Genomic DNA, 22,062 nt, shown 5'->3' with positions numbered 1-22,062 from the left:
GATCGCAGCTCATGTCTTCTGGAACGACCAGTTCGGTGATCGTCGCGGGCGCGCGCACGCCCATGGGGCGGCTGCTGGGCTCGCTGAAGTCCTTCTCCGGAGCCGACCTCGGCGGCTTCGCGATCAAGGCTGCCCTCGACCGTGCGGGAATCGGCGGCGACCAGGTGCAGTACGTGATCATGGGTCAGGTGCTCCAGGCCGGCGCGGGCCAGATCCCGGCCCGCCAGGCCGCGGTCAAGGCCGGCATCCCGATGAGCGTCCCGGCGCTCACCGTCAACAAGGTGTGTCTGTCCGGCCTGGACGCGATCGCCCTCGCCGACCAGCTGATCCGCGCCGGCGAGTTCGACATCGTGGTCGCCGGCGGCCAGGAGTCCATGACCAACGCCCCCCACCTGCTGCCGAAGTCCCGCGAGGGCTTCAAGTACGGGGCGATCGAGATGCTCGACTGCATGGCGTACGACGGTCTGACCGACTCCTTCGAGGGCATCGCCATGGGCGAGTCCACCGAGAAGCACAACACGCGCCTGGGCATCCAGCGTCCCGAGCAGGACGAGATCGCCGCCCTGTCCCACCAGCGGGCCGCCGCCGCGCAGAAGAACGGTGTCTTCGAGGCCGAGATCACCCCGGTCGAGATCCCGCAGCGCAAGGGTGAGCCGGTCGTCTTCAGCAAGGACGAGGGCATCCGCGGCGACACGACCGTGGAGTCCCTGGGCAAGCTGCGCCCGGCCTTCGCCAAGGACGGCACGATCACCGCCGGTACCTCCTCGCAGATCTCGGACGGTGCGGCGGCCGTGGTCGTGATGAGCAAGGCCAAGGCCGAGGAGCTGGGCCTGGAGTGGCTCGCCGAGATCGGTGCCCACGGCAACGTGGCCGGGCCGGACAACTCGCTGCAGTCCCAGCCCTCCAACGCCATCCAGCACGCCCTGAAGAAGGAGGGCCTGGAGGTCTCCGACCTGGACCTCATCGAGATCAACGAGGCCTTCGCCGCGGTCGCCGTGCAGTCAATGAAGGACCTCGGCGTATCCACGGAAAAGGTGAACGTCAACGGTGGCGCGATCGCGCTGGGTCACCCGATCGGTATGTCCGGTGCCCGGCTCGTGCTGCACTTGGCGCTGGAGCTCAAGCGGCGCGGCGGCGGCGTCGGCGCGGCCGCGCTGTGCGGTGGCGGCGGCCAGGGTGACGCCCTGATCGTGCGGGTACCGAAGGCCTGAGTTTCAGTTACGTCTGTGAAGTGAACGGAGCTGTTTGATGCAGGACGTCTCCTCTCTGGTGGCCCAGGCCAGGGAAGGCCGGCCGCGGGCCGTGGCCCGGCTCATCTCCCTGGTGGAGGGGGCGTCCCCGCAGCTCAGGGAGGTCATGGCGGCGCTGGCCCCGCTGACCGGCAACGCCTACGTGGTCGGTCTGACGGGCTCGCCCGGTGTCGGCAAGTCGACCTCCACCTCCGCCCTCGTCACGGCGTACCGCAAACAGGGCAGGCGGGTCGGCGTCCTGGCCGTCGACCCGTCCTCCCCGTTCTCCGGCGGCGCCCTGCTCGGCGACCGGGTGCGCATGTCGGACCACGCCTCCGACCCCGGCGTCTACATCCGCTCCATGGCCACGCGCGGCCACCTCGGCGGCCTCGCCTGGGCCGCCCCCCAGGCGATCCGCGTCCTGGACGCGGCGGGCTGCGACGTGATCCTGGTCGAGACGGTCGGCGTCGGCCAGTCCGAGGTGGAGATCGCCTCCCAGGCCGACACCTCCGTCGTCCTGCTGGCCCCCGGCATGGGCGACGGCATCCAGGCGGCCAAGGCCGGCATCCTCGAGATCGGCGACGTCTACGTCGTCAACAAGGCGGACCGGGACGGCGCCGACGCCACCGCCCGCGAGCTGAACCACATGCTGGGCCTGGGTGAGGCCCGCGGTCCCGGCGACTGGCGCCCGCCCATCGTCAAGACGGTCGCGGCCCGCGCCGAGGGCGTCGACGAGGTGGTCGAGGCCCTGGAGAAGCACCGCGCCTGGATGGAGGAGCACGGCGTCCTCGACGAGCGCCGCAGGGCCCGCGCGGCCCGCGAGGTGGAGACCATCGCGGTCACGGCCCTGCGCGAACGCATCGGCGACCTCCACGGTGACCGCCGCCTGAGCGCCCTCGCGGAACGCATCGTGGCAGGCGAACTGGACCCGTACCGCGCGGCGGACGAACTGGTGACGGGGCTCACCGAGGGCTGAAGCTCCTCAACTCGGCCGAGTTGCTGCCGGGGACCGACCCTCAGCGGCATCGAACTGCTGGTGCCGGCCTTCGCCGCCGAACGGTCGTACGACACCGCCCTGGTCCCCTGGGTGCTGGGTGCGCTCTCGGCGGGCAGCGCGGTGGCGTACGCCCGCCCGGGTACGGCTGTGCCGCTTCGCGGTGGGTCTCGGTCTGACGATCGCTGAGGCGGGCTTGGCAGCGAACCTGTGGGCCCTGACGGCGGCGATGGCCTGCGCGGGCGCCCTCATCGCCCGGCCCAGCTGCTGCTGCCCGAGGTTCTCGGAGAGCCTCAGGGGCGCCCCCGCTGCCCCCTCAGATGCTCGGCGATCGGTTTCAAGCCCTTGTCCAGCTCTATCAGGGCCTCCGGCGACAGCAGATCGATGAAGTGCTTCCGCACCGACGCCACGTGATGCGGCGCGACCTTCCTCATCGTCTCCATGCCGTGTTCCGTCAGCACGGCGTACAACCCCCGCCGGTCGGACTCGCAGTTCTCGCGCCGCACCAGGTTCGCGTTCTCCATCCGCGTGATCTGGTGCGAGAGCCGGCTCTTGGACTGCAGCGTCGCGGAGGCCAGATCGCTCATCCGCATCCGCACGTCTTCCGACTCGGACAGGTTCACGAGGATCTCGTAGTCGTTCATAGTCAGGCCGAACGGCTGCAGATCCTTTTCGAGCTGGTACGTCAACAGCCTGTTGACCTCCAGGTGGGTGCGCCAGGCGCACTGCTCCGCATCGGTCAGCCAGCGCGTGGCCGTCTCGGTCTCCATGAATGAAGTCTACCTAAGAAGTTGAATGACGAACTACTTCGGGTGGTGTGACTGTGCGCACGCGTTCGACGTCACACTCCGCAGACTACCGCTCACAGCCCGAAGCGACGCTGGAGGTCCCCCAGCTGTCCGGGAAGGCGCGGTACGCCCGACGATTGCGGACCGTGTCCGGACGGTGCCACTCCGCCACCGCCGGGCACCCCCGGTTCGGGCGGAACCGCCCCCGTCGCCGGTTCGGCCATCAGGGTCTCGCTCGACTGCAGCAGGACCGTCCCGGCTCCCACGAACTCGAACTGGTGCTCCTCGCCGGAAGCTCCGCCCAGGCCCGTCATCGCACGTAGACCGCCCATCACGCCCGTCAGGTACCCGTGGTCGTAGTGATGACACGGTGACGGGCAGTCGGCCCACCCGACCAGCGCCTGGGGGTCCACCCGGATCGGAGGTTCCAGGAACACCACCGGACCGTTAGATGCGGCCACAAACTTTCCGGTTCCGATAAGGGTCAGAAAACCTGGCACGATCGACTGTTTGAGCGCGAGACTTGGCTGAAAAGCGAGCAAGTTGCCCGCGCGAATGGTCAAGTTCCCGTCGTCCAGGTCGTAGGAGTTGACGTCGAAGGCCCGGTCGGCCAGCAGCATCTTGCCCGAGCCCTGCGCCACGACCCAGTCGCTCGCGTGCAGTGGCGAATGGAAAGACGTACGGACAAGTCGGTCGAGTCGGCCGTGCCCGATGCCGTTGAACTCGATCGCCCCGTAGTAGGCGATCATCTTTCCCTTCTGCAGGAACCACTGCCCGCTCTTGAGCTCGACGCAGAAGGTGTACTTGTTCACGTTGTCGTCGACGGGCAGCGTCATCGGGTCGTACACCACCGGGCCGCCGGGGGGTCCGTACGCGCTCACAGCTTCTCCTCCGAGGCCTGGACGTACACCGTGCCGCTGCCGCTCAGCTCCAGCTGGAACGCCTCACCGGAGCCGCGGCCCACCATGTCGCGCCAGCCGAGCGCGGTGGACAGCTTGTTGCGCACGTCGCCGTGGTGGGCGACGTAGGCCTGCGGGTCCACATGGACCGGGCGCTGGGGTGTGATCGGGATCTCGAAGACGCCGCCGTGCGCCATCACGGCCACCGACCCCTGCCCCTGGAGGGTGGTGGTGAACAGGCCCTGCCCGGTGACCTGGCCCCGGACCAGGCCCATGACCCCGCCCTGCGCGCCCATGAACATCGTGCCCTGCTGCAAGGTGCCCTCGAAGGCGAGCAGCCGGTCGGCCTCGACGTACAGGGTGTCGCCGGAGAGGTTGATGACGTGCACGTGGTGGCCGCCGTGCCCGAAGAAGACGGTGCCGCTGCCCTCGACGGTCATCAGCGGGGTCGCCTCGCCGGCCACCCGCCGCCCGAGCATGGACACCAGCCCGCCCTGGCCGCCCTGGAGGTTGGGCGTGAAGGACACGTCCCCCTGGTAGGCGAGCATCGCGCCGCGCTGGCTGAACAGCCGACGGCCGGGCAGCACGGTCGCCTCGACCATCTTGGAGTTGATCTCCCGGAAGCTCATCTCACAGGTCCCCCGCGATCGTGTTCCGCTCGCTCGGCTGCACATAGACCAGCCCGTCGCCCTCGAAGCGGATCTGGAAGGCCTCGCCGCCGCCCTCCCCGAAGAGCGTGCGGAACGTCACACCGGACTGGAAGGACTGCCGTACGTTCCCCTGGTGGGCGATGTAGGCGCCCGGGTCGACGATCAGCGGGTACTGCGGGCTGACCCGGAGCACCACGGCCGGGCCGTCGGAGATGATCGCCGCCTGGCCGTGTCCCTCGACGGTCGTCGTGAACAGCCCGTTGCCCTGCGAGGCGCCGCGCAGTCCGGTGAACGTCGTGCCCGTCCGCAGCCCGGCGTCGGTCGCGAGCAGGTTGCTCGACTCGACGTGGAGCTTGTCCCCCTGGAGACCGACCAGGTTGATCTCCGAGGCCCGGTCCGCGAACCAGCACGTCCCCTGTCCTCTCACCTCCATCACCGTCATCTGCTCGCCGGTGAGCCGCCGGGTCACCATCCCGCGCAGCCCCTCGCCACCACCACTCAGCTTCTTGAAGGCCATCTGCCCGTCGTACGCGACCATCGAGCCGTTCTTCGCCTTCACGGCGTCCCCGGTCATGTCGACGGCGAGCACCTTGCTCCCTTGGAGCCGGAACGTCGCCACGCTGCGAAAGTAGCGGCGCCGCGGGTGGGCGGAACAGGGCCCGTGGGTGGAGAACGACCCTGAGCGCACCCCTAGGGGCACCGTTTGCCACAATGGGCGAACCCTTGTGCTTCCGTTCACAAAGCGGATCGCCAAGTCGATCGGCAAGCCGATCAGCAAACCGATCGCCAAGTGACCGCGCCCTCAGCGACACTCCCACCGAAGGTGACCCGTGGACCTCAAGACAGCATCCGCCATCCGCCGCCTCCGTCTGATCTCCGTGCCGGAGGGCATCTCCTGGATCATTCTCGCGACCTGCACGATCATCAAGTACACGGTCGCCTCGGGCTTCGACGTCGCACCGGTGCTGGGCCCGATCCACGGCGTGCTGTTCATCCTCTACGTGCTCTTCTGGGCGGACGCCTGGAACCGCACCAAGTGGGCCAAGGGCAAGGCCGCCCTCTACTTCGCGTACTCGATCATCCCGGGCGGCGGCTTCATCATCGAGCGCGCGCTGCGCCGTGAGGCCGAGGACGCCGTCATCGCGGCCCGCGCCCGCAAGGAAGGGGTCGTGAACGCATGATCGTCGCCTTCTCCGTGACACCGCTGGGTGTCGGCGAGGACGTGGGGGAGCACGTCGCCGACGCCGTCCGTGTCGTCCGCGAGTCGGGCCTGCCCAACCGCACCGACGCGATGTTCACCTCCGTCGAGGGGGAGTGGGACGAGGTCATGGACGTGATCAAGCGGGCCGTGGCCGCCGTCGAGGAGCGGGCGCCCCGCGTGTCGCTCGTCCTCAAGGCCGACATCCGGCCCGGCGTGACCGACGGGCTCACCTCCAAGGTCGAGACCGTCGAGCGGCACCTGGCCGGGTGAGCACCGGCCGACTCGCACACAAAACCCCGGCCCTCAAGGGCCGGGGTTTTGTCAACCGCTTTCTTTGAGCGGTCGCTCAAAGGGGGGTACTTTCCCAGCCAGACAGTTTGAGCAGTCGCTCAAGTGCCACTCTGACGTGGGGGAACACCATGGGTCTCTACATAGAGACGCATATCCACACCGACCTGGACGATCTCTGGGCGCGCACGCAGGACCCCGCCCAGCACCTGCGCTGGGACCTGCGGGTCAGCGAGATCGACTACCTCCCCCGCGCGGAGGGCGAACCGCAGCGCTTCCGGTACGTCGCACGCGTGCTGCCGTTCCTCACGGTGTCCGGCTCCGGCGTCGCCGCGGGCGAGAAGGAGTGCCCCGACGGCACCCGCACCGCCGCCCTGCGCTTCGCCTCCCCGCACCCCCTCTCCCTGCCCGCCGAGGGCAGCGGCTACTGGCGCTACGTGCCCGACGCGCAAGGCGTCCGCTTCCTCACCGGCTACGACTACCGCCCCCGCTGGGGCGCCTTCGGCGCGCTCGCCGACCGGCTGGTGTTCCGGCCGCTGATGGGCTGGGCCACCGCCTGGTCCTTCGACCGGCTGCGGCTGTGGCTGGAGCGGGGCATCACCCCCGAGCGGGCCCTGGTCAACTGGCTGACCGAGCTGGCCGTGCGCGCGCTGGTGCTCACGGCGTGCCTGGCCGGTCTGGGGCTGGAGTCCGGGATCCGCGTCTTCGGCCCGTTCGCGGCCACCGCGGCCTTCCTGTGCCCGCTGCTGCTGATGGTCGCGCTCTCGCTCGCCCTCCTCAAGGCGCCGCTCGCCTGCACCCCGGCCGCCCGCCGCTGCCTGCGCGCCCCGGTCACCCAGGCATGCACCCCCCGCCTCCTGCGCACGCTGGCCCTGGAGAAGCACGGGTGATCCCGGCGCGCCGCCCCTCGACGGGCCTGGCGAGCGGGGAGATCCGCACCGGCCGGGACGTCTCCTTCATGATCGGGAACGTGCCGTACACCGACCCCCTCGGCCGTGAGACGGTGACCTTCGTGCGCATCTTCGACCTGCCCGGCCGCTCCAGCGGCTTCGACGCCCGGACCGTGCTCGGCCCCAGGGGCGCCCGCAGCCTCGACGTGCGGGCGGAGGCGCGTGCGTGAGCCCGGAGACGGTGAAGGCCCAGGAGACCAAGACCCGCCTCCTGGAGGGCGCACTGCGCACGCTCACCGAGCAGGGCATCGCCAAGACGTCGGCCCGTACGGTGGCCTCGGCTGCCGGGGTCAACCAGGCGCTGGTCTTCTATCACTTCGGCTCGGTCGACGAGCTGCTCGCCGCCGCCTGCCGCTACGGCGCCGAGAAGTCCGTGGCACGGCATCGCGGGCGGCTCGCCTCGGTCACCTGCTTCTCCGAGCTGCTCGCCGTCGGCCGGGAGATACACGAGCAGGAACGGGCCGGCGGGCACGTCACCCTCCTCGGCCAGCTCCTGGCCGGCGCCCAGACCCACGCCGCACTCGGCCCGGCCACGGCCGCAGGCCTCGACCTGTGGATCGCCGAGATCGAGCAGGTGCTGCGCAGGGTGCTCGCCTCGACCCCCTTAGCCGGGTTCGCCGACCCGACGGGCCTGGCCCGCGCCGTCGCCGCCTCCTTCGTCGGCATGGAGCTGTACGAGGGCGTGGACGAGGCCGGCGCACACGCGGCCCTGGAAGCCCTCGAACAGCTGGGCGCGCTGGTCGCGGCCCTGGAGGAGCTGGGCCCGGTCGCCCAGCGCGCGATCCGCCACCACCTGCGCCGCACCGGCCGCCGCTGACACTGGAGACCAGACACCCATTCCGTCGCTTTCCATAACTAAACGTGACGAGTCATCGCCAGATCGTCGTGACGGACCTCACCGAAGTGGCCGCCGAACGACCGAAGACCGAGACGGGGCTGACCGGCATATGACCGGCCGGTAGGGTCTGATGACGTGCCGAAGCCTCTCAGCCTCCCCTTCGACCCCATCGCCCGTGCCGACGAGCTCTGGAAGCAGCGCTGGGGAAACGTGCCCTCGATGGCCGCGATCACCTCGATCATGCGGGCCCAGCAGATCCTGCTGGCCGAGGTCGACGCGGTGGTCAAGCCGTACGGACTGACCTTCGCGCGCTACGAGGCGCTGGTGCTGCTCACCTTCTCCAAGGCCGGTGAGCTGCCGATGTCCAAGATCGGCGAGCGGCTGATGGTGCACCCCACGTCCGTGACGAACACCGTGGACCGGCTGGTGAAGTCCGGCCTGGTGGCCAAGCGCCCCAACCCCAACGACGGCCGCGGCACGCTGGCCGTCATCACCGACAAGGGCCGTGAGGTGGTCGACGCGGCCACCCGCGACCTGATGGCGATGGACTTCGGCCTCGGGGCGTACGACGCCGAGGAGTGCGCGGAGATCTTCGCGATGCTGCGCCCGCTGCGGATCTCGGCACACGACTTCGACGAGGAGTGACCCGGGGCAAGATCTCCCGGAACGGACGGTTACGCTCGACCGCATGAAGAAGAGCGTGCTGACCCGCTACCGCGTCCTGGCCTACCTCACCGGCGTGCTGCTGGTCCTGCTGTGCCTGAGCATGATCGCCAAGTACGGGATGGACGTCGACGGTGCCGCCGACTTCACCCGGGTCGTCGCCATCGCGCACGGCTGGCTGTACGTCGTCTACCTGGTCTTCGCCTTCGACCTGGGCTCCAAGGCGAAGTGGCCGGTCGGCAAGCAGCTGTGGGTGCTGCTGGCGGGGACGATCCCGACGGCCGCCTTCTTCGTCGAGCGGAAGATCAGCCGCGAGCTGGAGGGCAAGGTCGCCGAGCCGGCCCCGGCCGTCGCCAAGGCGTAGGTTTCACCGCCGTACGACCCCCGTACGGCGGGCCATCACATCAGCCGCTTGCGCGGCGGGCATCGACATTTACTAGGACGTCCAAGTAAATTCGATGGTATGGACGCTCACGCCATCGAGGAAGGCCGCCGACGCTGGCAGGCCCGATACGACGCCGCGCGCAAGCGCGACGCAGACTTCACCACGCTCTCCGGCGATCCCGTGGAGCCGGTGTACGGACCCCGACCGGGGGACACGTACGAGGGATTCGAGCGGATCGGCTGGCCCGGGGAGTACCCCTACACGCGCGGGCTCCATCCGACCGGCTACCGAGGACGCACCTGGACGATCCGCCAGTTCGCCGGCTTCGGCAACGCCGAGCAGACCAACGAGCGCTACAAGATGATCCTCGCCGCCGGCGGCGGGGGTCTGTCCGTGGCCTTCGACATGCCGACCCTGATGGGCCGCGACTCCGACGACCCGCGCTCGCTGGGCGAGGTCGGGCACTGCGGGGTGGCGATCGACTCGGCCGCCGACATGGAGGTCCTGTTCAAGGACATCCCGCTCGGCGACGTCACGACGTCGATGACCATCAGCGGGCCCGCCGTACCCGTCTTCTGCATGTACCTGGTCGCCGCCGAACGCCAGGGTGTGGATCCGGGGGTGCTCAACGGGACCCTCCAGACCGACATCTTCAAGGAGTACATCGCGCAGAAGGAGTGGCTCTTCCAGCCGGAGCCCCATCTGCGCCTCATCGGCGACCTCATGGAGTACTGCGCCGCCGGCATCCCCGCCTACAAGCCGCTCTCCGTCTCCGGCTACCACATCCGCGAGGCCGGGGCCACGGCCGCACAGGAGCTGGCGTACACGCTCGCGGACGGGTTCGGGTACGTGGAGCTGGGGCTCTCGCGCGGGCTCGACGTGGACGTGTTCGCGCCGGGGCTGTCCTTCTTCTTCGACGCCCACGTCGACTTCTTCGAGGAGATCGCCAAGTTCCGTGCGGCCCGGCGCATCTGGGCCCGCTGGATGCGGGACGTGTACGGGGCGAAGAGCGAGAAGGCACAGTGGTTGCGGTTCCACACGCAGACCGCCGGTGTCTCGCTGACCGCGCAGCAGCCGTACAACAACGTGGTGCGTACGGCCGTGGAGGCGCTGGCCGCCGTGCTCGGCGGGACCAACTCGCTGCACACCAACGCCCTGGACGAGACCCTCGCGCTGCCGAGCGAGCAGGCCGCGGAGATCGCGCTGCGCACGCAGCAGGTGCTGATGGAGGAGACCGGGGTCGCGGGCGTGGCGGATCCGCTGGGTGGTTCGTGGTACGTCGAGCAGCTGACGGACCGGATCGAGGCGGACGCGGAGAAGATCTTCGAGCAGATCAGGGAGCGGGGGCTGAGGGCTCACCCGGACGGGCGGCACCCGATCGGGCCGATCACGTCCGGGATCCTGCGCGGGATCGAGGACGGCTGGTTCACCGGGGAGATCGCGGAGTCCGCGTTCCGGTACCAGCAGGCGCTGGAGAAGGGTGAGAAGAGGGTCGTCGGCGTCAACGTCCACACCGGGTCGGTGACCGGGGACCTGGAGATCCTGCGGGTCAGCCATGAGGTGGAGCGGGAGCAGGTCCGGGTGCTGGGTGCGCGCAAGGGCGCGCGGGACGAGGCGGCGGTCCGGGGGGCGCTGGACGGGATGCTGGCCGCGGCCCGCTCCGGGGCGAACATGATCGAGCCGATGCTGGACGCGGTACGGGCCGAGGCGACCCTCGGTGAGATCTGCGGGGTGCTGCGGGAGGAGTGGGGGGTGTACACGGAGCCTGCGGGCTTCTAGGTGCCGTTGCCTCGTGCGGGCGTACCAGGGGGCTCCGCCCCCTGGACCCCCGGCCTGTGCCGGCCGGCCTACTGCTGAGACGCCAGGCCCGTCAGCAGTACCCGGGTGAAGCTTCGGACCCACTCCTCGTCCGCCGGCTTGCCGCTCACCAGGGTGCGGTGGACCACCGCACCCGCGACCATGTCGAAGATGAGGTCCCCCGTTCGGGCGGATTCCACGGGGTCCGGCTCCGGGGGCAGTTCGCCGCGGCACTGGGCGCGGGCGCGGCCCTCCAGGACCAGGCGCATCTGGCGGTCCACGATGGAGGCGCGGATACGTTCCCGCAGGGCGTCGTCCCGGGTCGACTCCGCGACCACCGCCATCAGGCCGCTGCGGGCCTCCGGGCGGTCCAGGATCGCCGCGAACTGCAGGACCACGCCCTCGATGTCGGCGGCCAGGCTGCCGCGGTCGGGCAGCTCCAGTTCGTCGAAGAGTTCGGCGACCGCGTCGACCACCAGTTCGTGCTTGCCGGCCCAGCGTCGGTACAGCGTCGTCTTTGCAACCCCGGCCCGCGTCGCCACGTCTCCGAGGGTGAGCTTGGACCAGCCGAGTTCCACCAGCGCCGCACGCGTGGCCGCCAGGATCGCGGCGTCAGCGGCGGCGCTGCGCGGGCGTCCGGTACGGCTGGCGGGGGTGCGGCTCTGCATCCCACGACCATAACCGGCCGTTTCTGTGATGCCGTGAGGGAGATCACCGGGGCGTGGTGTCGCGGCGACCCCCTCTGCCATTACGCTACGACTCGTAGCGAAAGCTCGTGAGGGACGTACACGGGCGACGGTCACCGGCGTGGGGTGGGGACCCCGACGCCAACCGCAACGCTTTTTCATTCATACGCGGGAACGGGGGAGGATAGACGCATGCAGCCACGGAACATGTCCATGAGCGGCGTCGTCGACCTCGCCGCGGTGAAGGCGGCCCAGGAGGCCAAGAGCAAGGCCGAGCAGGCGCGCGCCGAAGCCGCCCGGCAGGGCGGGGCGGGGGCCGTCTCTCCGGCCGATCTCGTCATCGATGTCGACGAAGCCGGTTTTGAGCGCGATGTCCTGCAGCGCTCCGCCGAAGTCCCCGTCGTCATCGATTTCTGGGCCGAGTGGTGTCAGCCCTGCAAGCAGCTGAGCCCGGTCCTGGAGCGACTGGCCGTCGAGTACAACGGGCGCTTCCTGCTCGCCAAGATCGACGTCGACGCCAACCAGATGTTGATGCAGCAGTTCGGGGTCCAGGGGATCCCCGCCGTGTTCGCGGTCGTCGCCGGGCAGGCGCTGCCGCTCTTCCAGGGGGCCGCCGGGGAGCAGCAGATCCGGCAGACCCTGGACCAGCTGGTGCAGGTCGCCGAGCAGCGTTTCGGGCTGACCGGCCTGACCGTCGACCCGGACGCGCAGCCGGGTGCCGCCGCCGAGCGCGAGGTGCCGGCCGGCCCGTACGACTCCCTGCTGGAGGCCGCCGTACAGGCGCTGGACGCGGGCGACCTGGGTGGGGCCATCCAGGCGTACAAGAACGTACTGGCCGACGACCCGGCCAACACGGAGGCCAACCTCGGTCTCGCGCAGGCCGAGCTGCTCCAGCGGGTGCAGGGCATGGACCCGCAGCAGGTGCGCAAGGAGGCCGCCGAGAAGCCGGGCGACGTGGGCGCGCAGATCGCGGCCGCCGACCTGGACCTGGTGGGCGGTCATGTGGAGGACGCCTTCGGGCGGCTCATCGAGACCGTGCAGCACACGGTGGGTGACGACCGGGACGCGGTGCGGCGTCGGCTGCTGGAGCTGTTCGAGGTCGTCGGACCCGAGGATCCGCGGGTGGTCGGGGCGCGCCGGGCGCTGGCCCGAGCCCTGTTCTGACCAGTTACTAAACGCCACGGCTTGTGACGCCGGGGTGAAAGATTTGCCGACGAGGCGTCAGGGCGGCCGCGCTTTACCAAATCTTGGTAATCGCGGCCGCTGTTACTCGCAGTAAATCAGGGCCATTGACCTGTCTGGTTTTGTCCTGAAATAAATGGCATTGCTCTACCCCCGGAAGCCACCCAGGGTGGCACTCCGAGACCAGCGGGTCGTTGTTCGGTTATCCGGCCGTTACTAGCGAGTAACGAACCCCCTTGTGCCCGGCGCGAGAATGCACCACGATCGGCGACGCTCGGTCCATTCCCGTACCCCGACAGCCGGTCGGGTCGCGGGAGACTCTGGGTCCCCACCGGGCAGAGCCGGCGGCAGTGGCGCCGGCTCTAGGGCAGGGGGGTCTTCGCCTTACCGGCGAAGCCTGTCCAGAGGTTGTGCGTGATGTGTGTCAGGCGCGACCAGTGGTTGTCGCTCGGGGGTGATCGCCGGTGATTCGGGCGCGGTTCGCGCCTCCGGGTACGGGCGCTCTCCTTCCCGAGGACGTAGCACTTCTCCCATCCCTGCCTGGCTGAGCCGCCGACTGGGGCGAGTCCGGGCCAGGAGATGTACGTCCGAGAAGGAGGAAATATGGAGTCCCAGGTGCGTGGCGGGACCAGATGGAAGCGGTTCGCTGTGGTCATGGTGCCCAGCGTCGCCGCTACGGCCGCGATAGGTGTCGCCCTCGCGCAGGGCGCTCTCGCTGCTTCGTTCAGCGTTTCGGGTCAGCAGTTCAAGGTGACGGCCGACAGCCTCCACGGTGAGGGCTTCGCCCAGTACGGGGCGGTCGACAGCGGCTACACGCTCGACGGGAAGAAGACGGCCCACGCGGTCGCCGTCTCGTCGTTCAACGACGCCACGATCACCAACATGTGCCAGTCCGTGGTTACCCCGAACGTGCCGTTCCTCGGGTCGGTCACCCTCCGTCTGGAGGCTGGCGGCGCGGGTCACGACAAGGTCCAGGCCCACAACCTCTACATCGATGTTGACGACCTGCAGGCCGACGCGACCTTCAACGGCATCGACATCGGTGTGGCCGCCAAGGACGCCAGCAAGGGTCCGGGCATGAAGGGCAACGGCGAGCAGGCCAACCCGTTCGGCTTCGCCCAGCAGGCGGACTCGGCGGACCTGACGGGGGTGCAGCAGACGGCGTGGGCCACCACCGCCGGCACCTTCAAGCTCAGCGGTCTGCACATGTCGCTGCACAAGGGCGACGGCAAGGGCATCGAGTGCTACTAGGCACTCGGTGATCGGGCGGGGGAGCCGACGGCACCCCCGCCCGACCCGCACTCCGGCCGCGTCTTCACGCGCGGTACACATCACCACCACAGCAACGCCGCACCAGGGAGCTGTTTTCCATGAGCGCCGAGACTCCTGCCGCCGAACCCGGCCAGTTCACCCACCGGAGGCTGCAGTTCCGCGCATGGCGGGGCACCCGTCCGTTCTGGGCCGGGCTCTACGTCCTGCTCAGCGGTCTTCCGATCATGTACTTCCCGTACTTCCACCTCCAGCTCGGTCACCTGACGCTGGCGATGGCGACCACGGCGGGAGCAGGCTCCCTGATCATCGGCGTGCTGCTCATCGTGCTGGGCGTCAGCCTCTGGTTCCAGAAGCACGTACGTACGTTCGCGGGAGTCGCCGCGATCCTGCTGGCGCTCGTGTCGCTCCCCGTCTCCAACTTCGGCGGCTTCATCATGGGCTTCCTGCTCGCCCTCGTCGGCGGAGCGATGGCCGTGGCGTGGGCGCCGGCCGCGGAGCCGCAGCCGGAGCCGCCGGCCGGGCCCGGTCCGGGTGAGGGCGCAGCCCCCGAAGCCGCGCCGCTGCCGCCGCAGGCCGCGGACGAGGTGAGCAAGTCGTACGACCTGTCAGGGACGAGCCCGGCCAACGAGGCGAACGGGAGGCACAGTGCCGGCTGACGAGGTGGCCCACGGGACCGACGTGGACGGGTCCCGCGCGAGAACCGGGCCACGCCACGCGGCACCCAAGAGGCCGCTGTTCACCAGGTTCCATATGCCGGGCGGCAAGGCGATCGCTTCCGTGGCCATGCCCACGGCGGTCATCGTGGGCATGGGTTTCACCTCGACCCTCGCCCTCGCCGACAACGGCAGCACGCCGTCGACGTCCAACAGCCAGAAGGCCGCGGACTACAAGGACTGCGTCGCGGCGCTGGACGGCTCCAAGGACGCCTCGGCCTCGCCGTCGCCGTCCGCGAGCGAGTCCACCGCCACGCCCACGCCGACCCCCACGGCGTCCGCCGAGACCCAGGACAGCAAGACCACGGGCAAGACCTCTTCGTCGGATTCAGGTTCCGGCGACCAGGCCACGCCCACGCCGACGGCGACCTCCGGCTCCTCCGGCTCGGGTTCGGACTCCGGCTCCTCGGACTCCGGTGGCGGCAGCACGGCCACGCCGACCCCGTCGGCGTCCCAGAGCAGCGGTGGCACCATCCTGGACACCATCGGCGACACGATCGGTGACATCGGTGACGTCCTCACCGGCGGCACGAAGGACTCCGGTACGTCCGCGAGCCCGACGCCGTCCGCGTCCTCGTCGCCGGCCACGTCGTCCTCGTCCGGCTCCTCGGACACGGACAGCGCCGCCGACACCGTCAAGGACACCGCGACCAAGGCCGCCACGACGGTCACGGACACGGTGAAGAACACCACCGACACGGTCTCCAAGACGGCCGACAGCACCACCCAGGCGGTCACGGACGCGGCCGAGTCGGCCACGCCCAGCCCCTCCGCGAGCTCCTCGACGGCTCCGGACAACTGTGTGGCGGCCACCGACGACGTCAGCGGTGTCGACAACAAGGTGCCGGTGGCGGACGACCCCTGGTACCTGAACGCCAGCTCGCTGCTGCTGAAGGGCGCCGACTACCAGGGCATCGTCGAGGTGAAGACGGCGGGCGGCACCAAGAAGAAGGTGCTGAAGTACGTCATCTCCGGCGGGACCGACATCGGCGACCTGCACCAGACGGTCAACGACAAGCAGTCCGGCAAGGTCTACCACGTGCAGGCCGAGAAGGGCTCGACGTCCACCATCCGCAACGGCGACACCGTGATGTACACCCAGAGCATCTCGGGCAACCTGTTCGGACTGATCCCGGTGACGTTCAGCCCCGACAGCCCGCCGCCGCTCAACATCCCGCTGATCTACTTCACCAACGTGAAGGTGACGCAGGCAGCCCAGTTCGGTGGCGACCTCCACGTGCCCGGCATGCACGTGTACACCACCGACTGAGCACCCCTCGACCCGTTCGGGAGCCGCACGCCGTGGCCCGGTCCTCCACTCGTGAAGGACCGGGCCACGGCCGTTTCCGGCCCTTTACAGCCTTCACACGTTCCTCATAGTGTGCTCTTGCCGTGGGCATGACCAGCCCCGGTGCGGGGGTACCACACCAGGAACATCACTGCCGTAACGCGAAGTTACGGCTTACAGGCGTGCAAATCCCCCGTCTATCCAGTGAGGGGGACCTCGCGCTCCATGTTCAGTCATGTCAGCCGCCCGGTGCGCCGGGCGGCCTCGGTCGCGGCGGTGCTCGCCGCGGCCGCCGTCCTCGCGATGACGACGGCGAAGGTCGCACCGACCTCGCCCACCGCACCGGGAACGGCAGTACACGCGGCCCGCCCCGACCGGGCCCCGCTCCTCCAGCAGGCCGCAGGCACCGGCACCGGGATGTTCCCGCTCCTCGTCCGTGCCAAGGACGGCCATCTCTACGACTACGAGCCCAGCGGCACCGGAGGCTTCGAGCCCAGATTCGACCTCGGCGGCGGTTACGGGGACGCGACCGCCCTGGCCCAGGCCAACATCTCCCGCAACCTCACCGGCACCGACCTGTACGCCGTCATCGACGGCACGCTCTACTACACGGCCGAGCGCGGCGCCGACACCAAGGTGCTCGGCACCGGCTGGGGCGCCTACGACCTCCTCGTCTCCGCCGACAGCCTGGCCGGCACCGCCCAGCCCGACCTGCTGGCCCGCGACAAGGACGGCGCGCTCTGGCTCTACCAGGGCAAGGCCGACGGCACCCTGGCCGCCAAGGTCCGTGCGGGCGCGTCCGGTTGGGACGCCATGAGCGACATCACCGGCCGGGGCGACTACACCGGTGACGGCAAGGCCGACATCCTGGCGCGCAGCAGCACCGGAACGCTCTACCTCTACCCGGGGACCGGAAACGCCACCGCCGACGCCGTGTTCGGCACCCGCGTCACGGTCGCGGCCGTCGGCGGCACGGCGTGGAACACCTACGGCGATGTCGTCTCCGTCGGTGACAACGACGGTGACGGCAAGCCGGACCTGTTCGCCCTGGACAAGTTGGGCACGCTGTGGCTGTACAAGGGCACGGGGAAGGCCTCGGCCCCCTTCGCCGCGCGGACGAAGATCGGTCTGATGCCCTGGACCACGTACAACCTGCTCTTCTGAGCGGCCGTCACCCTCCTTTCACTCTTTCACTCTTCAGCAGAACGGCTGATTTCCGCATGCGCTCACACGCGTCTCAGAACCGGCGCAGACGCCGGAACGGGGCCAGGCCTCCCGGCATCTGGAGCGGTGTGCTCACCACGGCCACCGCGCTGGGCACCGCCGCCGTCATCGCCGTCACCGGCGGCCACCTTCCCGACATGGTCAAGCCCGTCGCGGCCGCGGCGGATGCCCCGGGCACCCCCGTCGACCTCAAGCAGGCCGCACAGCTTCGCGAGGACCAGTGCCGCCTCAACTACGTCCTGCGCAAGGGCGGTCCGGCGATGAAGGAGGTGGCACGTACAGGCCTCGCCGGCACCCCGGAGCAACTGCACACGGCAGCGAACAGGGAGTACTGGACCGACACCCCGCTCTCCGCCGCCTTCGACAAGGATCGGGCGGCCTCGGACGCGAAGGCGACCGAGCTGGGCGCCCGCGCCGACGTGTGGGAGAAGTCCCTCGCGGTCACCTCTCCGCCGCCGCCCTACACGTACACCGGCTTCCAGTGGGTGGAGCCCCCCACGCCGTTCGACAAGATCGGCCTCAGCGGCTGGATCGGCGACCAGTACTGGAAGCAGGAGGACGACTTCTACGTCGACGTCCAGGCGACGGCCAACAAGGACTCCGTGGACGCAGCCACGGCTGTCTACAACGCCCGCTACTCGCCGGACAGTCACGACGACTACGAGGACCGCGAGGCCTGGTACTTCCTGCAGCACATGCACGGCTTGTACGCCGACGACGCACGTCTGTTTCTCCAGTACGGCGGTTTCCCGACCGCTGCGCCCGACCCGGACTCCATGGAGTTCCGGATCGACGTGGAGAACCTCAAGTCCCGGTTCGCCTCCTGCACCTGGAGCAACCCGGCGGACCCGCATGGCGTGCTGACCGAGGAGCTGGGCGTCGCCGCCACCGAGTGGCAGAGCGAGCTGGACGGCCAGAAGGCCCAGCGCAACGCCATCCTGGTGTCCGAGGCGCAGGCGGCCACCGACCTCAAGGCGGCCTCGCAGGCGCTCGGCGAGGCGCTGGGGCAGTCCCTGATCGCCGGTCGCCTCACGGACTGGCAGGCGTACTGGACCAAGCAGAAGCCGGCCGACCACCCGAACGACTACCCGTCGAAGGCGGAGTTCGACAAGGTCAAGAAGTGGATCACGGACGCGCAGGGACGCGCCTCCGGCCGTCTCTTCGTGGCCTCCCGCGCCGCCCTCGACGCCAAGAACGCCGCCGCCGACGTCACCAAGGCGCAGGACGAGGCGTACGACATCGCCGACAAGGCCGGACTGCCGCGCGGCCGGGGTCTGATGTACGGCCAGCAGGCCGCCCAGATCACCAAGGCGTCCGCGGCCGCGGCCCAGGCCGCCGCGAAGGCGACCGAGACCGCCTTCCAGGCCACCCGTGCCTCGGCCGGTGACAGCAAGACGCTGAACGACCTGGCCAACACCCAGGCGCACGCCACGAAGGCCGAGTTCCGGCGCAAGGCAGCCCAGGAGGCCGAGGCCCAGGCGAAGGCCGCCGCCGAGGGCGCCGCGGCACAGGCCAAGGAGGCGGCCCAGCACGCCTCCGACGCCAAGGCCGCCGAGAACAAGGCCGCGGCCGCCGAGAAGACCGCGAAGGACGCGGCCGCCGACGCCGCCGCCAAGCGGCAGAAGGCCGAGTCCGAACGCGACTACGCCAAGGCGCAGAAGGACCTCGCGGCCGCCGAGCGGCAGAAGGCGAAGGACGCCGACGCGCGGGCCCAGTCACAGCGCTCGGTCGCGGCCGACAAGCTCGCCGACGCACAGGCCGCGGGAACGACGGCGGCCGACAAGAAGGACGCGGCGGTCGCCGCCGAGGGCAGGGCCGCCGTGGCCCGGGCCGACGCGCACAGGGCGGAGCAGCGCCGCGACAGCCTGGTGGCCAAGGCCGATAGCGCGGAGGCCCTGCTGGCCGCCGTGGACAGCACCGAGGACTCCATCGAGGCGCGCAACGCGGCCACCAAGGCCCGCAAGGCGGCGGACGACGCCACCGCCGCGGCGACCGAGGCGCGCAGTGCGGCCGACGACGCCACCGAGGCGGCCACCAACGCCAGAGAAGCGGCCACCAAGGCAGAAGGGGCCGCCAAGCGCGCGCAGGCCGCGGCGGACGACGCCAAGGCGGACGTCAAGGTGACCGAGGCAGCGGTGAAGAAGGCCCACGCGGCCGCCGCCGACGCCATCGCCGCCTCCGCCGCCGCCAAGTGGAACGCGATCGCCGCCAAGGCGGAGGCGGAGGCCGCGCAGAAGGCGGCCACCAAGGCCCGGGGCGACGCCACGGTGTCCCGCTCCGAGGCCAACCTCGCGGGCGCCGACTCGATCCGCGCCGCAGGCCACGCCTACGCCACCGCGCAGGCCGCGGCGGCCGCCCGTGACTCGGCGGCCCGGGTGGTCAAGCCGGCCAACGACGCCATCGAACTCGGCTCCCCGTACGCCGAGACCGACTCCTCGGCGGGTCTCGCCGTGCTGACCGGTCAGGCCTCGAAGACCGCCGCCGAACAGCAGGCGGCGCTGGCCAAGGCCAAGGCGGCCCAGGCGGCCAAGGCGGCGGCCGACGCCAAGGCGCAGGCCGCGAAGGCGGACGCCGACGCCAAGGCCGCGGCCGAGGCCGCGGCGAACGCGGCCGACTACGCGGCGCAGGCCGCCGACTCGGCGGCGGACGCCCAGGCGTCGTCCGACGCGGCGGCCGCGTCCGCGAAGGCGGCGAAGAAGTCCGAGGCCAACACCGTCGAGTACGACAAGCAGGCCAAGGACGACGCGGAGGCGGCCCAGAAGGCCGCCGACTCCGCCGGCGATTACGCCACCCAGGCCGACGCGGAGGCCGACGACGCCGAGCGGGACGCGGCCAGAGCCCGCAGCGCCGCGAGTGACGCGGAGGGCGACGCCGCCAGTGCGCGGGACGTCGCCGACAAGGCCGAGAAGGACGCGGCCACCGCGGAGGCGGCGGCGGCCAAGGCTCGCGATCTCGCCGTCGAGGCCGCCCAGGACGCCATCCGCACCCAGCAGGCCGACTTCGAGGACGCGGAGGAGCGGGGCCGCACGGCCGACGGCGGCGGCACGGGCGTCGAGGGGGTCGTGATGCGGCCCAGCGGTGACACGCTGGTCGACATCGATCCCCAGAGCGACTGCGTGGGAACGCACTCGGGCGGCGAAGCGGGCTGCGAGATCGACCTCAAGTTCCACGTGTACGGCGAGATGGACTTCTATCTGGAGACCTGCTCGCTGCCCGGGGTCGAGCGCAGCAAGTGTGGTGCCGGCCTCAAGCACGACTACCTGACGAGCGTGCCGCTCGATGTGAAGTTCGAAGAGAAGAAATTCCACATCAACGGCTACAAGCTCACCGAGCAGATCCTCAAGTCCGTGGCCATGGCCGCGATCGACGACATCGTCGGCTGCTCCAAGGGCAAGATCAGCAGCTGTGCGTGGCTCGTGGGGAGCATCGTCATCCCCGGTCTGCTCGGGAAGATGGCCGAGGCCGCGATCGCGGTGCGCATGGCGATGCGGGACGGCACCAGGATCAGCGCGGCACTGTGGGGGCTGCGCGGTTCGGGACTGGCCGGGGCCGCGATCGCGCAGCTGGAGAAGCTCGGCGGCAAGGCCCTGCTGTCCAAGTGTTTCCCCGCCGGGACCAAGGTCGCGACAGCCGACGGGCCCAAACCCATCGAGGACATCAAGGTCGGTGATCGCGTCTGGTCCGAGGACCAGGCGACCGGTAAGAAGTCCCTCCAGCCGGTGCTGAAGCTGTTCCACCGCACCGTGGCGTCCCTGGTCCGGATCAGAACCGCCGACGGCGAGGTCAAGGCCACCGACACGCACCGCTTCTGGGTGCGCGAGCGCGGCTGGGTCGAGGCGGGCGAGCTGCGGGCCGGAGACACCTTCGAGACCCGGGACGGGGGCTCCACGCGGGTCCTCGGCACGTCTGTGGTCGAGGGACCCGTCCGCGTCTTCAACTTCGAGGTCGCCGAGAACCACACGTACTACGTGTACGCGGGGTCGACGCCGGTCCTGGTGCACAACGAATGCATCAAGGCGCTCATGGACGATCTCGTCCACGATGGCGACCACATCGTTCTGGGTGTCAATCCGTTCTCCGACAGCCTGGCCACCAAGACCCTGAAGGAGACCACCGCGCGGACGTTCAACGGCGACCCGTTCGGTATGGAGATCCCGGCCGACATGGGCGTGGGCCAACGACCGCTCTGGACGCTCGGCGTCGAGAAAGCCGTGCCGAACCCGAACGTCGAGATCTCGGTGACGCTGGACGGTGTGAAGGGTGCCAACACAGCGAACGAGGCACTCGACGCCTTGCTGGCCCGAGGTGAGACGATCACCCCAGGCGACTGGGCGACCATAACGAAGTCCGGTTACGGAACCGCGTGGGAGATGACCGAACTGCGCCGTGCGGTGCGCCTGGAGAAGCGCCCGTGGTCCTCGATCAAGTGGTACATGACCAACGAGGAGGGCCAGGTCGTGAGGGTCTTCCCGGAACGGTTCAAGTACCCCAACGGCGAACCGGTGCCGGAGTAGAAGGGAGGATTGCCGCCATGGCAGATTTCATGCGCGGGGGTCGGCTGTTCAGAGTCGTGGGATTCCATCCCTCCCACCGGCAGCTGTTCCTGACCAGCGAGCCGCTCGCCGTCGACCGGACCACTTCACAGGTCGAGGTCTACATCGGACATGTCCGGTTGATGTTCCTCAAGCCCATCTACCCCGATGGCCTCCACATCCGCCGGGCCACCGCCGACGAGTTCGCCGTCCTGCGGGAACGGCACGGGCTCGAACCGGGCGATGCGGAGTACACCTGGATGCTGGAGCCGAACGGCGACAGCTTCGTCATCGGCAGCAACCCGAGCTGGCGCGAGGCCGAGTACAAGCTGATGGCTGACCGGGAGGAGCTGTACGACACCTCCAAGCCCTGGCCCCCGGACTACCCCGTGGAGTCGGGCACCGTCGACTGACGGATGAAACACCGAGGGCGCCCCCTGCCACAGGGGGCGCCCTCACTGTCGTACAAGGTCCTGGCGGGGA

At 69.9% G+C, this 22,062-nt stretch carries 21 protein-coding genes and 1 pseudogene; 17 read left to right on the top strand and 5 right to left on the bottom strand.

Annotated features, from left to right (window positions below; translation table 11 throughout):
- The first annotated feature begins 11 nt into the window (after nt 1-11).
- Together ACFY3C_RS11935 and meaB are read left to right on the top strand one after the other, a co-directional pair.
- Nucleotides 12-1,211 carry an acetyl-CoA C-acetyltransferase gene (locus tag ACFY3C_RS11935; RefSeq protein WP_390770642.1) on the top strand — a complete coding sequence of 400 codons (1,200 nt, stop codon included), beginning with the start codon at nt 12-14 and terminating at the stop codon, nt 1,209-1,211.
- Between the two features lie 37 nt (nt 1,212-1,248).
- Entirely contained in the window at nt 1,249-2,205 is a 957-nt protein-coding gene (gene meaB / locus ACFY3C_RS11930) for a methylmalonyl Co-A mutase-associated GTPase MeaB (protein ID WP_390770641.1), read from the top strand.
- Between the two features lie 311 nt (nt 2,206-2,516).
- Here the strand turns inward: meaB and ACFY3C_RS11925 are convergent, their stop codons facing one another.
- The 4 genes from ACFY3C_RS11925 to ACFY3C_RS11910 form a co-directional block, all read right to left on the bottom strand.
- A complete protein-coding gene (locus ACFY3C_RS11925) occupies nt 2,517-2,993 on the bottom strand; it encodes a MarR family winged helix-turn-helix transcriptional regulator (protein ID WP_386578948.1) in 477 nt (158 codons plus the stop codon).
- 92 nt (nt 2,994-3,085) lie between these two features.
- Nucleotides 3,086-3,892 carry an AIM24 family protein gene (locus tag ACFY3C_RS11920; protein WP_390770640.1) on the bottom strand — a complete coding sequence of 269 codons (807 nt, stop codon included), beginning with the start codon at nt 3,890-3,892 and terminating at the stop codon, nt 3,086-3,088.
- Nucleotides 3,889-4,539, bottom strand: a complete 651-nt coding sequence (locus ACFY3C_RS11915; protein WP_386578945.1) for an AIM24 family protein — start codon at nt 4,537-4,539, stop codon at nt 3,889-3,891. Before ACFY3C_RS11915 ends, ACFY3C_RS11920 begins: the two co-directional genes overlap by 4 nt.
- Before the next feature lies 1 nt (nt 4,540).
- Nucleotides 4,541-5,179, bottom strand: coding sequence for an AIM24 family protein (locus tag ACFY3C_RS11910; RefSeq protein WP_386578943.1), 639 nt, complete (start codon nt 5,177-5,179; stop codon nt 4,541-4,543).
- A gap of 211 nt (nt 5,180-5,390) precedes the next feature.
- On the opposite strand from ACFY3C_RS11910, the gene ACFY3C_RS11905 reads away from it, so the two are divergent.
- The 8 genes and pseudogenes from ACFY3C_RS11905 to ACFY3C_RS11870 all read left to right on the top strand — a co-directional run bounded on the left by ACFY3C_RS11905 (nt 5,391) and on the right by ACFY3C_RS11870 (nt 10,664).
- On the top strand, nt 5,391-5,741 hold the full coding sequence (locus tag ACFY3C_RS11905; protein WP_390770639.1) for a DUF3817 domain-containing protein: 351 nt from the start codon (nt 5,391-5,393) through the stop codon (nt 5,739-5,741).
- Complete coding sequence (locus ACFY3C_RS11900) at nt 5,738-6,031, top strand: MTH1187 family thiamine-binding protein (protein ID WP_390770638.1); 294 nt, start codon at nt 5,738-5,740, stop codon at nt 6,029-6,031. The genes ACFY3C_RS11905 and ACFY3C_RS11900 overlap by 4 nt, the downstream gene beginning before the upstream one ends.
- A 149-nt stretch (nt 6,032-6,180) precedes the next feature.
- Nucleotides 6,181-6,939, top strand: a complete 759-nt coding sequence (locus tag ACFY3C_RS11895; RefSeq protein ID WP_386578939.1) for a hypothetical protein — start codon at nt 6,181-6,183, stop codon at nt 6,937-6,939.
- 44 nt (nt 6,940-6,983) lie between these two features.
- A pseudogene (locus ACFY3C_RS11890) lies at nt 6,984-7,145 on the top strand (DUF4166 domain-containing protein); the annotation flags it as partial.
- Nucleotides 7,146-7,165: 20 nt separating this feature from the next.
- The gene (locus ACFY3C_RS11885; protein WP_390770637.1) at nt 7,166-7,816 is read left to right on the top strand and encodes a TetR/AcrR family transcriptional regulator; all 651 of its coding nucleotides are present in this window, start codon (nt 7,166-7,168) and stop codon (nt 7,814-7,816) included.
- Nucleotides 7,817-7,972: 156 nt separating this feature from the next.
- A complete protein-coding gene (locus ACFY3C_RS11880) occupies nt 7,973-8,482 on the top strand; it encodes a MarR family winged helix-turn-helix transcriptional regulator (protein WP_381785580.1) in 510 nt (169 codons plus the stop codon).
- A 43-nt stretch (nt 8,483-8,525) separates the two neighbouring features.
- Nucleotides 8,526-8,864, top strand: a complete 339-nt coding sequence (locus ACFY3C_RS11875) for a DUF3817 domain-containing protein (protein ID WP_390770636.1) — start codon at nt 8,526-8,528, stop codon at nt 8,862-8,864.
- A 99-nt stretch (nt 8,865-8,963) separates the two neighbouring features.
- The gene (locus tag ACFY3C_RS11870; RefSeq protein ID WP_390770635.1) at nt 8,964-10,664 is read left to right on the top strand and encodes a methylmalonyl-CoA mutase; all 1,701 of its coding nucleotides are present in this window, start codon (nt 8,964-8,966) and stop codon (nt 10,662-10,664) included.
- Nucleotides 10,665-10,732: 68 nt separating this feature from the next.
- Here ACFY3C_RS11870 and ACFY3C_RS11865 read toward each other — a convergent pair whose 3' ends face one another.
- The gene (locus ACFY3C_RS11865) at nt 10,733-11,350 is read right to left on the bottom strand and encodes a TetR/AcrR family transcriptional regulator (protein WP_386578931.1); all 618 of its coding nucleotides are present in this window, start codon (nt 11,348-11,350) and stop codon (nt 10,733-10,735) included.
- A 210-nt stretch (nt 11,351-11,560) separates the two neighbouring features.
- On the opposite strand from ACFY3C_RS11865, the gene ACFY3C_RS11860 reads away from it, so the two are divergent.
- The 7 genes from ACFY3C_RS11860 to ACFY3C_RS11830 all read left to right on the top strand — a co-directional run bounded on the left by ACFY3C_RS11860 (nt 11,561) and on the right by ACFY3C_RS11830 (nt 21,992).
- On the top strand, nt 11,561-12,532 hold the full coding sequence (locus tag ACFY3C_RS11860; protein ID WP_390770634.1) for a tetratricopeptide repeat protein: 972 nt from the start codon (nt 11,561-11,563) through the stop codon (nt 12,530-12,532).
- Nucleotides 12,533-13,153: 621 nt separating this feature from the next.
- Nucleotides 13,154-13,801, top strand: coding sequence for a DUF6230 family protein (locus ACFY3C_RS11855; RefSeq protein WP_386578927.1), 648 nt, complete (start codon nt 13,154-13,156; stop codon nt 13,799-13,801).
- A gap of 119 nt (nt 13,802-13,920) precedes the next feature.
- A complete protein-coding gene (locus ACFY3C_RS11850; RefSeq protein WP_386578925.1) occupies nt 13,921-14,478 on the top strand; it encodes a DUF6114 domain-containing protein in 558 nt (185 codons plus the stop codon).
- On the top strand, nt 14,468-15,805 hold the full coding sequence (locus ACFY3C_RS11845; protein ID WP_390770633.1) for a hypothetical protein: 1,338 nt from the start codon (nt 14,468-14,470) through the stop codon (nt 15,803-15,805). Before ACFY3C_RS11850 ends, ACFY3C_RS11845 begins: the two co-directional genes overlap by 11 nt.
- A 243-nt stretch (nt 15,806-16,048) precedes the next feature.
- Complete coding sequence (locus ACFY3C_RS11840) at nt 16,049-16,987, top strand: FG-GAP repeat domain-containing protein (protein ID WP_386578921.1); 939 nt, start codon at nt 16,049-16,051, stop codon at nt 16,985-16,987.
- 128 nt (nt 16,988-17,115) lie between these two features.
- Nucleotides 17,116-21,561: a polymorphic toxin type 27 domain-containing protein gene (locus tag ACFY3C_RS11835; RefSeq protein ID WP_390770632.1), complete on the top strand. Its 4,446-nt coding sequence runs from the start codon at nt 17,116-17,118 to the stop codon at nt 21,559-21,561.
- A gap of 17 nt (nt 21,562-21,578) precedes the next feature.
- On the top strand, nt 21,579-21,992 hold the full coding sequence (locus ACFY3C_RS11830; RefSeq protein WP_386578919.1) for a hypothetical protein: 414 nt from the start codon (nt 21,579-21,581) through the stop codon (nt 21,990-21,992).
- Nucleotides 21,993-22,062: the final 70 nt, after the last annotated feature.

It is taken from the genome of Streptomyces sp. NPDC001410 (assembly GCF_042895235.1).
Taxonomy (GTDB): Bacteria; Actinomycetota; Actinomycetes; order Streptomycetales; family Streptomycetaceae; genus Streptomyces.
The sequence above is the reverse complement of the archived record's forward strand: the minus strand, read 5'-3'. Positions and strand labels throughout refer to the sequence as shown.

What these genes read in the sequence shown, in the direction of transcription:
- ACFY3C_RS11935 (WP_390770642.1), top strand. Translation starts at nt 12, where the DNA reads ATGTCTTCTGGAACGACCAGTTCGGTGATCGTCGCGGGCGCGCGCACG.
- meaB (WP_390770641.1), top strand. Translation starts at nt 1,249, where the DNA reads ATGCAGGACGTCTCCTCTCTGGTGGCCCAGGCCAGGGAAGGCCGGCCG.
- ACFY3C_RS11925 (WP_386578948.1), bottom strand. Translation starts at nt 2,993, where the DNA reads ATGGAGACCGAGACGGCCACGCGCTGGCTGACCGATGCGGAGCAGTGC.
- ACFY3C_RS11915 (WP_386578945.1), bottom strand. Translation starts at nt 4,539, where the DNA reads ATGAGCTTCCGGGAGATCAACTCCAAGATGGTCGAGGCGACCGTGCTG.
- ACFY3C_RS11900 (WP_390770638.1), top strand. Translation starts at nt 5,738, where the DNA reads ATGATCGTCGCCTTCTCCGTGACACCGCTGGGTGTCGGCGAGGACGTG.
- ACFY3C_RS11895 (WP_386578939.1), top strand. Translation starts at nt 6,181, where the DNA reads ATGGGTCTCTACATAGAGACGCATATCCACACCGACCTGGACGATCTC.
- ACFY3C_RS11875 (WP_390770636.1), top strand. Translation starts at nt 8,526, where the DNA reads ATGAAGAAGAGCGTGCTGACCCGCTACCGCGTCCTGGCCTACCTCACC.
- ACFY3C_RS11870 (WP_390770635.1), top strand. Translation starts at nt 8,964, where the DNA reads ATGGACGCTCACGCCATCGAGGAAGGCCGCCGACGCTGGCAGGCCCGA.
- ACFY3C_RS11865 (WP_386578931.1), bottom strand. Translation starts at nt 11,350, where the DNA reads ATGCAGAGCCGCACCCCCGCCAGCCGTACCGGACGCCCGCGCAGCGCC.
- ACFY3C_RS11860 (WP_390770634.1), top strand. Translation starts at nt 11,561, where the DNA reads ATGCAGCCACGGAACATGTCCATGAGCGGCGTCGTCGACCTCGCCGCG.
- ACFY3C_RS11855 (WP_386578927.1), top strand. Translation starts at nt 13,154, where the DNA reads ATGGAGTCCCAGGTGCGTGGCGGGACCAGATGGAAGCGGTTCGCTGTG.
- ACFY3C_RS11850 (WP_386578925.1), top strand. Translation starts at nt 13,921, where the DNA reads ATGAGCGCCGAGACTCCTGCCGCCGAACCCGGCCAGTTCACCCACCGG.
- ACFY3C_RS11840 (WP_386578921.1), top strand. Translation starts at nt 16,049, where the DNA reads ATGTTCAGTCATGTCAGCCGCCCGGTGCGCCGGGCGGCCTCGGTCGCG.
- ACFY3C_RS11830 (WP_386578919.1), top strand. Translation starts at nt 21,579, where the DNA reads ATGGCAGATTTCATGCGCGGGGGTCGGCTGTTCAGAGTCGTGGGATTC.